Origin of the sequence: Sphingobium sp. KCTC 72723, assembly GCF_014280435.1 — a bacterium.
Classification (GTDB): domain Bacteria; phylum Pseudomonadota; class Alphaproteobacteria; order Sphingomonadales; family Sphingomonadaceae; genus Sphingobium.
The window spans coordinates 3,226,007-3,240,939 of record NZ_CP060388.1 but is presented as its reverse complement, the minus strand read 5'-3'; the positions used below and the strand labels follow the sequence as shown (position 1 = coordinate 3,240,939).

The window sequence follows — 14,933 nt, the reverse complement described above, 5'->3', positions numbered from 1 at the left end:
CCGGTCGCGCACGCCCCACTCCCCCGCGTGCGCCCGGTGCTTTTCCGGTTTGTGCGCCGCAAGTGCGTTGCAAGGCTCCGCCTGGTCATGATTCGGGTTTATCGGGAATATAATTGCTCATGCCATTGCCTCTGCCCCTTCGCACTGTTCTGGCATTTCGCCCCGGCCGCGTCGCGCCGGTTGCGCTGTGCCTGCTGATTGCGGCCTGTGGCGGGCAGAAGCCGCCGCAAAAGGGGCCGGTCGAGGTGGGGGTGGTGACGCTGACCACGGGCAATGTAACGGTGGCCAGCGAATTGCCGGGGCGAACGGTATCGACCATGGTGTCGCAGGTGCGGCCGCAGGTGGCCGGCGTGATCCAGAAGCGGCTGTTTACCGAAGGTGCGATGGTGCGCGCGGGGCAGCCGCTCTATCAGATCGACCAGCGGCTTTACCTGGCATCGCGGGATGAAGCGCAGGCCACGCTGGCCAGTGCGCAGGCGACCGCAGCGGCGGCGCAAGCACGGGCGCAGCGTTATCGCACGCTGATCGACAATGAAGCGGTGAGTGCGCAGGACCGGGACGATGTGACCGCAACCGCGCGGCAGGCCGCGGCCGCCGTGCAGCAGGCCCGCGCCAGCCTTGCGACCACCAACGTCAATTTGCAATTCACGCTGGTGCGGGCGCCGATCAGCGGGCGGATCGGCCGGACGCTGTTCACGCCGGGGGCGCTGGTGACGGCGAGCCAGACCGATCCGCTAACGACGATCCAGCAACTGGACCCCATCTATGTCGATGTGACGCAGTCGAGCGTGCAATTGCTGGCGCTGCGCCGGTCGCTGGCGGCGGGCAAGACGCTGGCGGCGAGCGCGACGATCAGGTTGAAACTGGACGATGGCAGCGAATATCCGCAGGAAGGCAGGATCGAATTTGCCGAGCCGATCGTGGATGTAAACAGCGGCACGGTGACGCTGCGCGCGCGCTTCCCCAATCCCGACGGCATGTTGTTGCCCGGCATGTTCGTGCGCGTGGTCGCGCCGCAATCGGTCGTACCGAACGCCATATTGGCCCCGCAGCAGGGGATCAGCCGCGATCCCAAGGGTAATGCCACCGCGCTGGTGGTGAACAAGGCGAACAAGGTCGAGCGGCGTGTCGTGACGGCGGGGCAGGCGATTGGCGACAAATGGCTGATTACCGCCGGATTGAAGCCGGGCGACCGGCTGATCGTCGAAGGCACCGACAAGGTGAAGCCCGATGACGTGGTAAAGCCCGTCGCGATTCTGGCCGCCAAGTAGGAGCGCCGCCATGTTCAGCCGCTATTTCATCGACCGGCCGATCTTTGCCTGGGTCATTGCCATTGGCATCATGCTGGCAGGGCTGGGCGCGATGTTTTCGCTGCCCATCGCGCAATATCCCGACATTGCGCCGCCCGGCGTAGGCGTCAGCGCGACCTATCCGGGAGCATCGGCCGAAACGGTGGAAACCAGCGTCACGCAGATCATCGAGCAGCAACTGACCGGCATCGACGGGTTGATGTATTTCTCCTCCTCCTCCTCCGCCACGGGGCGGTCGTCGATCAGCGTGACGTTCGAAAAAGGGACCGACCCCGACACCGCGCAGGTGCAGGTGCAGAACCGGGTGCAGCAGGCTTTGAGCCGCCTGCCCAGCGCCGTGCAGCAGCAGGGTTTGAGCGTCACCAAGCAGCAGACCGATTTCCTGATGCTGGTCGGCCTGTATGACGATACGGACACCGCGACGCAGGCCGACATTGCCGATTTCCTGGTGACCAATTTTCAGGATCCGATCGCGCGGATCGACGGCATCGGCGCGACCCAGATTTTCGGGTCGCAATATGCCATGCGCATTTGGCTGGACCCCTATAAGCTGGCGACCGTCCGCCTGATGCCGTCGGACGTGCAGGCAGCGATCGCGGCGCAGAATGTCGAAGTTTCCGCCGGACAGATCGGTGCCGATCCTGCCCCTGCGGGCCAGCAGATCAATGCCACGGTGACGGCGCGCGCGCGGCTCCAGACGCCGGAGCAGTTCCGCAATATCGTCGTCAAGACGCAGAGCGACGGGTCGATCGTTCACTTGTCCGACGTGGCGCGGGTGGAACTGGGCAATGAAAGCTATACCACGGCCGCGCGGTTGAACGGGCATCCTGCGTCGGGCATCGCGTTGCAGCTTGCACCGGGTGCGGACGCGCTCAAGACCGCAGAGATGGTGAAAGCGAAGGTGGCCGAATTATCGAGCAACCTGCCCAATGGCTATAAGGTCGTGTTTCCGCGCGACACCACCCCGTTCATCAAATTGTCGGTCAACGAAGTCATACAGACGCTGATCGAGGCGGTCGGGCTGGTCGTGGTCGTGATGTTCGTGTTCCTGCAAAGCTGGCGCGCGACATTGATCCCGGCGATTGCCGTGCCGGTGGTGTTGCTCGGCACATTCGGGGTGCTGGCGCTGTTTGGCTATTCCATCAATACGCTGACCCTGTTCGGCATGGTGCTGTCCATCGGCCTGCTGGTCGATGACGCCATCGTCGTCGTCGAAAATGTCGAGCGGATCATGGAGGAGGAAGGGCTTTCGCCGCGCGATGCCACGATCAAGTCTATGGCGGAAATCGGTAATGCGCTGATCGGCATTGCGCTGGTTTTGTCGGCAGTGCTGTTGCCGATGGCGTTTTTCGGCGGGTCCACCGGCGTCATCTATCGCCAGTTTTCGATTACCATCGTGTCGTCGATGCTGTTGTCGGTGGTCGTCGCGCTGATCCTGTCGCCTGCCTTGTGTGCGACGATATTGAAGCCGGTGCATGACGACCGGCGCGACAAGGGGTGGTCGGGTAAATTCAATCGCTGGTTCGAGCGGCTGACCAACGGTTATATTCGCCGCACGCAAATTGTGATGACGCGGCGCAAGCTCTATTGGGCGGGCTATGTCGTGATCCTGGCCGTGCTGGGCCTGTTGTTCGTGCGATTGCCTTCGTCCTTCCTGCCGGTCGAGGATCAGGGGCAGGTGATGGTGCAGATGACGTTGCCGGCAGGCGCGAAATCGACCCGAACAGCGACGGCGGCGGACCGGGTGCTGAATTATTTCATGACCGATGAGAAGGATAATGTCGGTTATGCCTTCATCATGACCGGGTTCAGTTTTCAGGGTCAGGGTGAAAATACGGGTCAGGGCTTCATCAACCTGGCCCCGTGGGACGACCGGGCGGGTAGCGAAAACACCGCCAGCGCCATCGCTGGCCGGGCGAACAGGCAGTTGGGTGCTATTCGCGATGCCAAGGTGCTGGCAATGACGCCACCTGCCATTCGCGGGCTGGGCCAGTCGAATGGCTTTACGTTCGAGTTGCTCAATACCGGTGGCCTCAGCCGCGATCGCTTTCTGGAATTGCGCAACCAGTTGATCGCCGCCGCGCAGAAAGATCCGGTGCTGGCCGGGGTGCGCGCCGCGACGCTGGAAGATACGCCGCAGTTGAAGGTCGATGTCGATGCCGAGAAGCTGGCGGTGCTGGGCCTGACCCAGAGCGATGTCGACAATGTGCTGACGTCCGCCTGGGGCAGCCGTTACATCAACGACTTTGTCGATCGCGGGCGCGTCAAGCGCGTCTATATGCAGGCCGATGGGGCGTATCGGGCGTTACCGACCGATCTGGACAACTGGATGGTGCGGTCGAGCAGCACGGGCGCGATGGTGCCATTTTCCGCCTTTGCCACGACGCACTGGACGATGGGTCCGACGACGATGGCGCGGTTCAATGGCCAGTCGTCCTTTGAAATTCAGGGGCAGTCCGGCGCGGGCGCCAGTTCGGGCGATGCCATGGACCGGATCGTGGAATTGCAGCAGCAATTGCCCGCCGGGACCAGCTATGCGTGGAGCGGCCTGTCCTATCAGGAGCAATTGTCGGGCGGGCAAGCGCCTTTGCTCTACGGGCTGTCGGTGCTGGTGGTGTTCCTGTGCCTAGCGGCCCTGTACGAAAGCTGGTCGATCCCGCTGGCGGTGCTGCTGGTCATTCCATTGGGTCTGGTCGGCGCGGTGATTGCGGTGTGGGCGCGTGGCCTTGAAAATAATATCTTCTTTCAGGTCGGGTTATTGACCACCATGGGGCTGGCCGCAAAGAACGCGATTTTGATCGTGGAATTTGCCGAACTGGCGCACAAGCAGGGCAAGGATGCTTTTGCCGCCGCATTGGAAGCGGCGCGATTGCGCTTTCGCCCGATTTTGATGACCAGCCTGGCGTTCATTGCGGGCGTCATGCCGCTGGCGATCGCCACGGGCGCTGGCGCGCAAAGCCGGGTCGCGATCGGCACCGCCGTCGTCGGCGGAATGGTGACCGCAACGGTGCTGGCGATATTCTATGTGCCTCTATTCTTCCTGACGATCGCGCGTCTGTTCGGCAGCGACGGGGCGAAAGGGAGCAAGACGCCGCCCGCGCCTGCCCTGCCCGGTGAAGGAGCGACGGCATGACCCGTGTAATCGTGCCGCTGACCGCCGCGATGCTGCTGTCGGCCTGTAACATGGCGCCGACTTATGTGCGGCCCGGCGCGCCGGTGCCTGCTGTCTTGCCGAGCGGTGAGGCTTATGCCCCGGCGCAGGCGGTGACGAAGGCCGGATTGCCATGGGACCAGTTGATCGGTGATGCGCGGTTGAAGCAGGTGATCGCGCGCGCGCTGGCGAATAATCGCGATCTGCGCGCGGCGATTGCCAATGTGCAGTCGGCGCGGGCGCAATATCGGGTGCAGCGCGCAGCGCAATTGCCGACCGTCACCGGCGATGCGGGTGCCAGTTTCGTGCGGCAGAATGACACGCGGCAGAACAATTACAGCGCCGACATCGGTTTCAGCGCGTTCGAGATCGACCTGTTCGGGCGGCTGCGCAACCTGAGTGAATCGGCGCTGGAAACCTATCTCGCGACGGAAGAAGGGGCGCGGTCGACGCGGATTTCGCTGATCGCGGAAACAGCAAGCGCCTATGCCACGCTGGCGGCGGATCAGGATTTGCTGGCATTGTCGCGCCAGACGCTGGCCAGCGCGCAACGGACGTTGACGATCACCCAATCGCTGAACGGTGCGGGGCTGACCGGCAAGCTGGACGTATATCAGGCGCAGACAGTCGTGGAGCAGGCCGCGTCCGATGTGGCGGCCAATGTGACGCAGGTCGCGCAGGATCGCAATGCGCTGGACCTGCTGGTGGGTGCGCCGGTGGAGGCCGCCCTGTTGCCCGACACAATCGCCAGCCTGATCGGCGGGGTGGCAAAGGTGCCTGCGGGCCTGTCGTCCGACATATTGCTGCAACGGCCCGATGTGTTGCAGGCGGAGCATCAGTTGAAGGCCGCCAATGCGGACATTGGCGCGGCGCGGGCAGCGATGTTTCCCCGGATCAGCCTGACATCGGCCATCGGGGTGGCCAGTTCGGCGCTGTCGTCGCTGTTCAGCGGGGATGGTTTTGCATGGTCGGTCGCGCCATCGGCCAGCCTGCCGATATTCGGCGGGGCGGTGCGCGGCAATGTGGATTATAGCAAGGCGCAGCGTGACCTGTTCCTAGCCCAATATGAGAAATCGGTGCAGACCGCATTTCGGGAAGTCGCTGACGCTCTGGCGCGGGAAGGCACGATCGACGCGCAGCAACAGGCGCAGGCGCGGTTGGTGAACGCAAGCGCGCGGGCCTATACGCTGGCGGAGCAGCGCTATCGGTCAGGGATCGACACGTTCCTTACGGCGCTGACCAGTCAACGGACGCTGTATGGCGCGCGCCAGTCGGCAATTGCGACCGATCTGGCGCTGGTGAGCAACCGGGTGCTGCTCTATCGCGTGATCGGCGCGGATCAGTAAAGAGAGGCTTAACAATCCGCTTCATTCGGGCCGCAGATATGATATGCTGCGCGGATAAGAATGAGGAGAGGGAACCATGGTCTTTTTGACCAGGTGTCTGGATTGGCTATGCCTGGCCTATGCGTCGGGCGCGCAGGACGAGGTGCGCCTGAACCAGTTGATGCTGGTCACGACGCGCCGTTCCGATCCGGTGAATACCGCAGTTGCGAAAGCCGCGCCGCGCCGTTGAACGGCGCTGCTTTACGCTATGTGGGCTTTAGGCGCGCGTCCCTTTATCGCGATATTTTCTGGCTGTCGCTGATGGCCAGACGCTTGGCGGTCGATAGCGTCTGGATGACGAACAGCGCGACCAACAGCGCCGCGATCACCCCCACGAACACATCGAAACCCGACACCGCGCCGAACAGGCCGGGGGCGTAGCCCAGCGCCATCATCGCCAGCGTCATGCCGATCAGCAGCAGGCGCAATTCGGTCGGCCCGGCTGAGAGGTAGGACAGTTTGAATTCGCCGATCACCCGCGCGGCGAGATAGGCGTGGATCGACAGCAGCAGATAGCCCGCCAGCGCGACCAGCGCGACATCCATGCGAATATAGGGGCTGGCCCCCATCCCCGCCAGAATGAGCAAGGTCGCGAGGCCATCGCAGCTATGGTCGATGAAATAGCCATAGGATGGCCGCTCGATCCGGCGGAAACGCGCCAGGCTACCGTCCATCGAGTCGCCGAACCATTGCAGGCCATAGCCCGCGATCGCCAGCCACAGCCAATCGACGTGCAGGCCGCTAGCGGCGTAACCGGCAAAGATGGCAAAAGCGCCGACCATACCAAGTGCCGTCAGCAGATCGGGCGTGACCCAGGGGGGCATATGAGCGCACAGCCAGTTGAGCAGGCGGCGTTCCGAAGCGGCGAGCAGGTTCTGCTGGATGCGGTCGATCGGGGGCGAAGAAGGGCCAGAGGGCAATGTCATGGCGCCTTATGACGAAAACATGACAGTTAGACAATCGCCCGCACCGGGCATTATGGGGATAAAGGGCGTGAATAAAGGGCATTGCATCGCACGCGCGCACGCGCGAAGGGCGGAATCGGCAACTCGGGAGTAGCGGCATGAGTGAAGAACCGCCCCGCGCGATGGGCGATCCGCCCCTTGAGGTGCGCGATATCGTGGAGCGGATCGAGCAACGGCCCGCCAATCCGGTCACGCGCGCGCGGTTGATGGTGGAGCAGGAAGTGCCGCCTGCCCGGCGCGGTCCGGGGTGGGACCGGCACTGGCGCGAACTGGAAGCCTATCTGGAGGATGGCTGCGTATGGCGTGGCGGCAGGGGTGATGGGCCGCAGTCGGACTGACCGATCTGGCGCAGGCAAAAAAAAGAGGCTGGTCGTTAAGACCAGCCTTTGAAAGTTTTAGGAGAGGATGCCTGAAAGGCACGCCCTTTCTGACCGGAACGCCGCGATGCTGCAAGTGCGAACGAACGATATGCGATTGCAAAAACTGCATCCGTAGCGTTGTGCAACGCTTTCCGTAGGGGAAGGTGGCGTTGTGACCAAGGCAATAAGCGCACCATTTGCAGCGCCGACTCGGCCTTGCGCCGATTCGCGCCGATCGCCGCTTCACCTCCCCGCCCCGCTGTGTAGACTGGCCATCGCCAAACCAGCCAAGAGGCCCGCCATGACCGCGCACATCCAGACGACCGATCAGCCCTGGTGGAAAGGCGCGGTCATCTACCAGATTTATCCGCGCAGTTTTCAGGACAGCAATCATGACGGCATCGGCGACCTGAACGGCATTACGCAGCGGCTGGACCATATTGCGCGGCTGGGCGTGGATGCCATCTGGATTTCGCCCTTTTTCACGTCGCCGATGCGCGATTTTGGCTATGACATTGCCGATTATTGCGATGTCGATCCGATTTTCGGGACGCTGGCCGATTTCGATGCGCTGGTGGCACGCGCTCATGCGTTGGGGCTGAAAGTCACGATCGATCAGGTCTATGCGCATACGTCCGACCTGCACGGCTGGTTCGCGCAAAGCCGCGCGGGGCGGACAGGCGACAAGGCGGACTGGTATGTATGGGCCGATCCCAAGCCGGACGGCAGCCCGCCCAGCAATTGGCAGTCTGTGTTCGGCGGCCCGGCATGGACATGGGACGGGCGGCGCAGACAATATTATATGCACCAGTTCCTGACCAGTCAGCCGCAGTTGAACGTTCATAACCCGGATGTGCAGGACGCGCTGCTGAACGTCATGCGATTCTGGCTGGACCGTGGGGTAGACGGGTTCCGGCTGGATGCGCTCAACCATTCGATGCATGATCCGGCGTTGCGCGATAATCCCCCTGCCCCCGACGACGGCAGCCCGCGCACCCGTCCGTTCGATTTCCAGATCCGGCGATATAGCCAGTCGCACCCCGATGTCGTCCCGTTCGTCGAGCGCATCCGCACGCTGTGCGACGCCTATGGCGCGATCTTCACCGTGGCGGAGGTGGGCGGCGACCTGGCCGAACAGGAGATGAAGGCCTACACCCAAGGGGAAACGCGGCTGAACAGCGCCTATGGCTTCAATTTCCTCTATGCCCCGGCGCTGACCCCGACGCTGGTGGCGGACACCATTGCGCGCTGGCCCGACGAACCGGGCATGGGCTGGCCAAGCTGGGCCTTTGAAAATCATGATGCGCCCCGCGCGCTGTCGCGATGGTGCAAGGCAGGCGATCATGCGGCATTCGCGCGGGTTAAGGCAGCTTTGCTGGTGGCGCTGCGCGGCAATGCCATTCTGTATCAGGGTGAGGAATTGGGGATCACTCAGGTCGATATTCCGTTCGAGCGATTGCAGGATCCCGAAGCCATCGCCAACTGGCCACTGACTTTGTCACGCGACGGCGCACGCACGCCGCTGCCCTGGTCGGCGGCAGCGGCGCAGGCCGGGTTCAGCTCGATCGAACCATGGTTGCCGGTGGGCGACGACAATCTGGCGCGATCCGTCGATGCCCAGGAAGCGGACCCGGCGTCGCTGCTGAATTTTACGCGGTCCATGCTGGCATTGCGCAAGGCCTATCCGGCGCTGCGGCTGGGATCGCTGGAGATATTGGTCGCGGACGAAGCGCGGCTGGCGTTCCGGCGGGACTATGGCGCGCAATCGCTATTGTGCGTTTTCAACCTCTCCGACGCGGCAGTTCCATGGCCACTTGACATCCCCCTGACGGGCATGGCAAACGTTTGCGTAAATGAAGCCACCATAGGCACGCTGCCTCCTTTCGGAGCGGTGATCATCGAGGAGAGCAGGAGATGGCCCGGATCGTAACGCAAGGATTGTTCGCGCTGGCGATGGTCGCGGCCTCCCCCGCCATCGCCCAGCAGCCCCGTCCATCCGTTACGGCCACCTCCCCGGATGGCACCATCATCCTGACCGTGTCGACCGATGCCGACAGCCGCCCGACATGGTCGCTGTCGCGCAAGGGCAAATTGCTGATCGCGCCGTCGAAGCTGGGCTTCATCCTGACCGACGGCCTGAACATGGTGCGCGGCTTTGCGATCACGGGATCGGAAAAGGCCAGCGACAATCAGCGCTGGGAGCAGCCGTGGGGCGAGCGGCGCTATGTCACCGACCAGCATAATGAAGTGCTGGTGCGGTTCCGCCAGTCGGACATTCAGGGCGCGCGGCAGATGCATATCCGCTTTCGCCTGTTCGATAATGGCGTGGGGTTTCGGTACGAATTGCCGGAGCAGCCCGGCCTGAAGCAGATGAAGATCGCCGACGAGACGACCGAGTTCGACATTGCGCCCAAGGGAACAGCTTGGTGGATACCGGGCGGCGAGTGGAACCGTTACGAGCAGGTCTATCAGCAAAGCCCGATCGACGCAGTATCGACGGCGCATACGCCGATCACCATGCGGCTGGACGATGGCACCCATTTGTCCTTCCATGAAGCGGCGCTGGTCGATTATTCCGCCTATTGGTTCAAGCGGGCGAGCGGGCAGACATTCCGCACCACCCTGTCGCCATCGTCGCAGGGACCGCGCGTGGTGCGCGACCTGCCGTTCAACACGCCCTGGCGCGCGATCCGCATCGCCGACGATGCCGCCAGGCTGGTGGAGAATGATCTGGAGTTGAACCTGAACGAACCCAATAAAATCGGCGATGTTAGCTGGTTTCAACCGGCCAAATATATCGGTATCTGGTGGGGGATGATCCGGGGCGACTGGACCTGGGCCGAGGGGCCAAAGCATGGCGCGACGACCGCGCGGACCAAGCAATATATGGACTTTGCGGCCAAGCACGGCTTTCGCGGCGTGTTGGTGGAGGGGTGGGACAAGGGTTGGAACGGCGAATGGCTGGGCCATGGCGACCAGTTCAGTTTTACGCAGGCGACGCCGGATTTCGATCTGGCGGGGATCGTGGCCTATGGAAAAAAGAAGGGCGTCCGGCTGATCGGCCATCATGAGACGGGTGGCAACATCGCCAATTATGAGGCGCAACTGGATGATGCTATGCGGCTCTATGGCGGGCTGGGGGTCGATCTGGTCAAGACTGGCTATGTCGCCGACGCAGGCGGGATTGCCGCTCCGGGCGCGCAACCGGGAACGATCGCGATGGAATATCATGATGGGCAGCGGATGGTGCAGCATCACCTTAAAGTCGTGGAATCGGCAGCGAAATATCATGTCGCGGTCAATGCGCATGAGCCAGTGAAGGACACGGGGCTTCGCCGCACCTATCCCAACTGGGTCGGGCGCGAAGGCGCGCGGGGGATGGAATATAATGGATCGGCAGCGTTCACCAACGGGCCGGACCATGAGCCGACCCTTGTCTATACCCGGATGCTGTCAGGGCCGATGGACTTCACGCCGGGCGTCCTGAGCCTGGAGGGGGCGGACCATGCGCCGATGGCGTCGACGCTGGCCAAGCAATTGGGGCTATATCTGGCGATCTGCTCGCCGATCCAGATGGCGGCGGATTTCATCGAGACTTTGGCGCTCTATCCCAAGGAGTTGGCGTTCATTTCTCAGGTGCCGGCCGATTGGGCGGAGAGCCATCTGATCGCGGGGGAAGTAGGCGATTATGCGATTTTCGCGCGCAAGGACCGCAACAGCGCGGACTGGTATATCGGCGGGGTCAATGATGCGACGGAGCGGACAGTGACGCTGGACTTCGACTATCTGGAGCCGGGCAAAAGTTATAGCGCGACCATTTACAAGGATGGTCCGGGGGCGACCTATCTGACGGCGGCGCGGCACAATATCGCCTATGAAACGCGCACGGTGCGCCGGGGTGACAGCTATGCGTTGCGGCTGGCACCGGGTGGCGGGGCGGCGATGCGGCTGGTCCCGATCAAAGGAAAATAGGAATCCGGCCTTTGAGGCCGGTCTTTCCCGTCGCCGGGCTGGACTGCACGCCAGCCCGGCGATTTTATGTCAGGCCGCGACCAGATCAGCGGTCAGCATGGCGTTCAGCCGTCCGCTGATGATCGCTTGCGCGTCAGCGACGATGCGGGCGATCAGCGCTTCACAGGTCGGGATGTCGTGGATCAATCCCTGTATCTGCCCGGCCCAGACCAAGCCCGCTTCGAGATCTCCGGTTTCCAGCGCGATCCGGCCCTTCGCACCGGATACGAGCGGCTGAATGTCCTGAAACACCGCGCCATCCCGCGCAGAGATTGCGACCACCTGATCGGACACGCTGTTCTTCGCGACGCGGCCCGTATTGTGGAATTTGCGGAAGATGAGGTTGGTGCCGCGCTCGTCATTGTCGACCAGAAACTGCTTCACATTCTGGTGGATCGGCGCTTCGACCGTGGCGCAGAAGCGGGTTCCCATGTTGATGCCGTCCGCGCCGAGCGCCAGCGCAGCGGCAAGGCCGCGCCCGTCGCCAAAACCGCCACTGGCGATCATCGGGATTTTCAGCCGGTCGGCGGCTGCCGGGATCAGGATCAGGCCGGGAATATCGTCCTCGCCCGGATGGCCCGCACATTCGAAGCCGTCGATGGAGATGGCGTCCACGCCCATGCGCTCGGCCGACAAAGCGTGGCGGACGGCGGTGCATTTGTGGATGACGATGACGTCATGCGCCTTCAAATCTTCGACATGTTCCTGCGGCTTGTGGCCCGCCGTTTCCACGATGGTCACGCCGCTGTCGATGATCGCGCGGCGATATTCGGCATAGGGCGGCGGGTTAACCGATGGCAGGATGGTCAGGTTCACGCCGAACGGCTTGTCGGTCATCGTGCGGCAACGGTCGATTTCGCGGCGCAGATCGTCCGGCGTCGGCTGGGTCAGCGCGGTCAGGATGCCAAGGCCACCGGCATTGGAAACGGCAGCGGCCAGTTCCGCGCGGCCGACCCACATCATGCCGCCCTGCACGATGGGATGTTCGATCCCGACCAGATCGGTGAAGCGGGTCTTGAGCGCCATTTACAATGCCTCCACGATGGTCACATTGGCAATGCCGCCGCCTTCGCACATGGTTTGCAGGCCGTAGCGCTGGCCGCGTGCCTTGAGCGCGTGGATGAGCGTGGTCATCAGCCGTGTGCCGCTGGCGCCGAGCGGATGGCCCAGCGCGATGGCGCCGCCGTTGACGTTGAGCTTTGCGGGGTCCGCGCCGATGGCCTTGAGCCAGGCCATGGGGATGGCGGCGAAGGCTTCGTTGACTTCGAACAGGTCGATGTCGTCGAGCGACAGGCCGGAGCGGGCAAACGCCTTTTGCGTGGCGGGGATGGGTTCTTCCAGCATGATGACCGGGTCGCCCGCCGTGACGGTCAGGTTGACGATGCGGGCGATGGGGGTGAGGTTGAAGCGCTTGATCGCGGCTTCGCTCGCCACCAGCACGCCCGAAGCGCCGTCGGTCATCTGGCTGGCATTGGCGGCGGTGATGGTGCCGCCCTCCTCCAGCGTCTTGACGCTGGCCATCGCTTCCATTGTGCCGCCGCGCCGCACGCCATCGTCCGTGTCGAACAGGCCATCGGGCGTGGCGACGCCGATAATCTCTTTGGCGAAAGCGCCGGAATCGATTGCGGCAGCGGCCTTGGCATGGCTGGTCAGCGCGAAGGCGTCCATATCCTCACGGGTGAAGCCATATTTGTTGGCGATCGCCTGCGCGCCGTGAAACTGGCTGAATTCGGCGATACCATAGCGGTTCTGGATGCTTTTGGGCCATGGCCCGACGCCCAGGCCAGCGGCGGCATGGAGTTGATAATTGGACCCCATCGGCACCCGGGTCATGCTTTCCGCGCCCGCCGCGATCACCAGATCCTGCGTCCCGGACATGATCGCCTGCGCCGCGAAATGCAGCGCCTGTTGCGAGGAGCCGCACTGACGGTCGATCGTGACGGCAGGCACGTTGTCGGGCAGGCGCGAGGCGAGGACGAGGTTGCGGCCAAAGGCGAAGCTCTGTTCGCCCGCCTGGCTGACGCAGCCGACGATGACATCCTCTATCGCTGCCGGGTCGATGCCGGTGCGGTCGACCAGTGCGTTGAGGATATTTGCGCCAAGGTCGGCGGGATGCACGTCGATCAGGCCGCCCTTGCGGGCGCGGCCACCGGCGGTACGGACGGCTTCGACGATATAGGCTTGTGCCATGGTCATGCTCCTCTGAAATTGGCCGGGCGTCTGGCGATGAGTGCGCTTAGCCCTTCTTCACTTTCGCGGCCCGAACCGGCGATCGCCATGGACCGCAATTCACGGTCCAGTTGCGCTTCGAAGCCGGTTTCGAAACTGTCGGCCAGCAGCGCGCGCGATGCCGCCAGCGCGGCGACGGGCGCGTTGGCGAGGGCCGTGGCGACTTTCATGCCTTCTGCGGCCAGCGCTTCGTCATCGACGATGCGGGTGACGAGGCCGATCGCTTCCGCTTCGTCCGCCTTGATCCGGCGGTTGGTCAGGATGATGTCCTGCGCCCGGCGCAGGCCGACGAGGCGCGGGAGCAGCCAGCTGAGGCCACCGTCCGGGGTGAGGCCGATCGCGCCATAAGCTGCCGTGAAATGGGCCGATCGTGCGCCGATCACTACGTCACCCAATATGGCGAGGCTGAACCCCGCGCCAGCGGCGGGACCGTTGACCAGCGTGACCAACGGCTTGGGCGCGCGGGCGAGGCGCTGAACGGCGGCGTGGAAGGTGGCGATGAGTTCGCTCAAAACCTGCGCGCGATTGTCGCCAGCCCCGGCGAGCAATTGCACGTCGCCGCCCGCGCAGAACAGGCGGCCATTGCCGGTCAGGACGATGCAGCGAATGGCATCGTCCGTCTGGCAGCGGATCGCGGCGGCGAGCAGCGACCGGGCGAGCGGCAGCGTGATGGCATTGCCAGCCTCCGCCCGGTCGAGCGTGATCGTGGCGATCCCGTCCGCAACGGCAAGGCCGATGCCGTCCATCAGCGCGGGGCCATGCGGATCGCGCCGTCGAGGCGGATGACGTTGCCATTCAGCATGGGATTGCGGACGATGGATTCGACCAGTTGCGCATATTCGGCAGGCTTGCCGAGGCGGCTGGGGTGCGGGACCATCGCGCCCAGGGCATCCTGCACATGCTGGGGGAAGGCTTCGAGCATGGGGGTCAGGAAGATGCCCGGCGCGATCGTCATGACGCGGATCTTGTGTTGGGCCAGGTCGCGCGCGATCGGCAGGGTCATGCCGACGACGCCGCCCTTCGACGCGGCATAGGCAGCCTGCCCGATCTGGCCATCATAGGCCGCGACCGAGGCGGTGTTGACGATGACGCCGCGTTCGCCCTCAATCTCTTCCGCGCCAGCGAGGCGGGCGGCGAATTTGGAAATGACGTTGAAAGTGCCGATCAGGTTGACCGTGACCGTCTTGGCGAAGGTGTCGAGCGGATGGGGGGCGTTTTCCTTGCCCACGGTCTTGACCGCTGGCGCGATGCCCGCGCAGTTGACGAGGATGCGGGCGACGCCATGGGCGGATTCCGCAGCGTCCAGACCGGCGGTTACGCTGGCATCGTCCGCAACATTGACAGCGACATGGACAATGCCGAGCGCTTTTGCAGCCGCCTGCCCCGCTTCTTCATTCAAATCGAAGATGGTGACTTTGGCGCCCTGCGCCGCCAACATGGCGGCCGTCGCCTTGCCAAGGCCCGAAGCACCGCCGGTAACGATGGCTGATAAACCATTGATATTCATGGACTATATTTCCTAT

The 14,933-nt window shown here is 63.5% G+C and carries 12 protein-coding genes; 7 read left to right on the top strand and 5 right to left on the bottom strand.

The window, feature by feature from the left end; all coding sequences use genetic code 11:
- Nucleotides 1–119: 119 nt before the first annotated feature.
- The 4 genes from SPBM01_RS15835 to SPBM01_RS15820 all read left to right on the top strand — a co-directional run bounded on the left by SPBM01_RS15835 (nt 120) and on the right by SPBM01_RS15820 (nt 6,036).
- Nucleotides 120–1,271, top strand: a complete 1,152-nt coding sequence (locus SPBM01_RS15835; RefSeq protein WP_188062574.1) for an efflux RND transporter periplasmic adaptor subunit — start codon at nt 120–122, stop codon at nt 1,269–1,271.
- A gap of 10 nt (nt 1,272–1,281) precedes the next feature.
- Complete coding sequence (locus SPBM01_RS15830; RefSeq protein ID WP_188062573.1) at nt 1,282–4,443, top strand: efflux RND transporter permease subunit; 3,162 nt, start codon at nt 1,282–1,284, stop codon at nt 4,441–4,443.
- Nucleotides 4,440–5,807, top strand: a complete 1,368-nt coding sequence (locus SPBM01_RS15825) for an efflux transporter outer membrane subunit (RefSeq protein WP_188062572.1) — start codon at nt 4,440–4,442, stop codon at nt 5,805–5,807. The genes SPBM01_RS15830 and SPBM01_RS15825 overlap by 4 nt, the downstream gene beginning before the upstream one ends.
- 76 nt (nt 5,808–5,883) lie before the next feature.
- Nucleotides 5,884–6,036 (top strand): hypothetical protein, encoded by a 153-nt coding sequence (locus SPBM01_RS15820; RefSeq protein ID WP_188065885.1) that lies wholly within the window; start codon nt 5,884–5,886, stop codon nt 6,034–6,036.
- Nucleotides 6,037–6,079: 43 nt separating this feature from the next.
- Here SPBM01_RS15820 and SPBM01_RS15815 read toward each other — a convergent pair whose 3' ends face one another.
- The gene (locus SPBM01_RS15815; protein WP_188062571.1) at nt 6,080–6,772 is read right to left on the bottom strand and encodes a CDP-alcohol phosphatidyltransferase family protein; all 693 of its coding nucleotides are present in this window, start codon (nt 6,770–6,772) and stop codon (nt 6,080–6,082) included.
- Nucleotides 6,773–6,909: 137 nt separating this feature from the next.
- Between SPBM01_RS15815 and SPBM01_RS15810 the strand changes: the two genes are divergently transcribed.
- From SPBM01_RS15810 to SPBM01_RS15800, 3 genes are all read left to right on the top strand, one after another.
- The gene (locus SPBM01_RS15810; RefSeq protein ID WP_262504212.1) at nt 6,910–7,149 is read left to right on the top strand and encodes a hypothetical protein; all 240 of its coding nucleotides are present in this window, start codon (nt 6,910–6,912) and stop codon (nt 7,147–7,149) included.
- Nucleotides 7,150–7,471: 322 nt separating this feature from the next.
- Entirely contained in the window at nt 7,472–9,100 is a 1,629-nt protein-coding gene (locus SPBM01_RS15805; RefSeq protein WP_188062570.1) for an alpha-glucosidase, read from the top strand.
- Nucleotides 9,085–11,142 carry a glycoside hydrolase family 97 protein gene (locus SPBM01_RS15800; RefSeq protein WP_188062569.1) on the top strand — a complete coding sequence of 686 codons (2,058 nt, stop codon included), beginning with the start codon at nt 9,085–9,087 and terminating at the stop codon, nt 11,140–11,142. Before SPBM01_RS15805 ends, SPBM01_RS15800 begins: the two co-directional genes overlap by 16 nt.
- 69 nt (nt 11,143–11,211) lie before the next feature.
- Here the strand turns inward: SPBM01_RS15800 and SPBM01_RS15795 are convergent, their stop codons facing one another.
- From SPBM01_RS15795 to SPBM01_RS15780, 4 genes are read right to left on the bottom strand one after another with little or no spacing between them, the layout of a single operon-like run.
- Nucleotides 11,212–12,207 carry an NAD(P)H-dependent flavin oxidoreductase gene (locus tag SPBM01_RS15795; RefSeq protein ID WP_188062568.1) on the bottom strand — a complete coding sequence of 332 codons (996 nt, stop codon included), beginning with the start codon at nt 12,205–12,207 and terminating at the stop codon, nt 11,212–11,214.
- Nucleotides 12,208–13,371, bottom strand: coding sequence for an acetyl-CoA C-acetyltransferase (locus SPBM01_RS15790; protein ID WP_188062567.1), 1,164 nt, complete (start codon nt 13,369–13,371; stop codon nt 12,208–12,210).
- Between the two features lie 2 nt (nt 13,372–13,373).
- A complete protein-coding gene (locus SPBM01_RS15785) occupies nt 13,374–14,156 on the bottom strand; it encodes an enoyl-CoA hydratase/isomerase family protein (RefSeq protein ID WP_188062566.1) in 783 nt (260 codons plus the stop codon).
- On the bottom strand, nt 14,156–14,917 hold the full coding sequence (locus SPBM01_RS15780) for an SDR family NAD(P)-dependent oxidoreductase (protein ID WP_188062565.1): 762 nt from the start codon (nt 14,915–14,917) through the stop codon (nt 14,156–14,158). Before SPBM01_RS15780 ends, SPBM01_RS15785 begins: the two co-directional genes overlap by 1 nt.
- Nucleotides 14,918–14,933 lie beyond the last annotated feature (16 nt).

What these genes read in the sequence shown, in the direction of transcription:
- SPBM01_RS15835 (WP_188062574.1), top strand. Translation starts at nt 120, where the DNA reads ATGCCATTGCCTCTGCCCCTTCGCACTGTTCTGGCATTTCGCCCCGGC.
- SPBM01_RS15830 (WP_188062573.1), top strand. Translation starts at nt 1,282, where the DNA reads ATGTTCAGCCGCTATTTCATCGACCGGCCGATCTTTGCCTGGGTCATT.
- SPBM01_RS15825 (WP_188062572.1), top strand. Translation starts at nt 4,440, where the DNA reads ATGACCCGTGTAATCGTGCCGCTGACCGCCGCGATGCTGCTGTCGGCC.
- SPBM01_RS15820 (WP_188065885.1), top strand. Translation starts at nt 5,884, where the DNA reads ATGGTCTTTTTGACCAGGTGTCTGGATTGGCTATGCCTGGCCTATGCG.
- SPBM01_RS15815 (WP_188062571.1), bottom strand. Translation starts at nt 6,772, where the DNA reads ATGACATTGCCCTCTGGCCCTTCTTCGCCCCCGATCGACCGCATCCAG.
- SPBM01_RS15810 (WP_262504212.1), top strand. Translation starts at nt 6,910, where the DNA reads ATGAGTGAAGAACCGCCCCGCGCGATGGGCGATCCGCCCCTTGAGGTG.
- SPBM01_RS15805 (WP_188062570.1), top strand. Translation starts at nt 7,472, where the DNA reads ATGACCGCGCACATCCAGACGACCGATCAGCCCTGGTGGAAAGGCGCG.
- SPBM01_RS15800 (WP_188062569.1), top strand. Translation starts at nt 9,085, where the DNA reads ATGGCCCGGATCGTAACGCAAGGATTGTTCGCGCTGGCGATGGTCGCG.
- SPBM01_RS15795 (WP_188062568.1), bottom strand. Translation starts at nt 12,207, where the DNA reads ATGGCGCTCAAGACCCGCTTCACCGATCTGGTCGGGATCGAACATCCC.
- SPBM01_RS15790 (WP_188062567.1), bottom strand. Translation starts at nt 13,371, where the DNA reads ATGGCACAAGCCTATATCGTCGAAGCCGTCCGTACCGCCGGTGGCCGC.
- SPBM01_RS15785 (WP_188062566.1), bottom strand. Translation starts at nt 14,156, where the DNA reads ATGGACGGCATCGGCCTTGCCGTTGCGGACGGGATCGCCACGATCACG.
- SPBM01_RS15780 (WP_188062565.1), bottom strand. Translation starts at nt 14,917, where the DNA reads ATGAATATCAATGGTTTATCAGCCATCGTTACCGGCGGTGCTTCGGGC.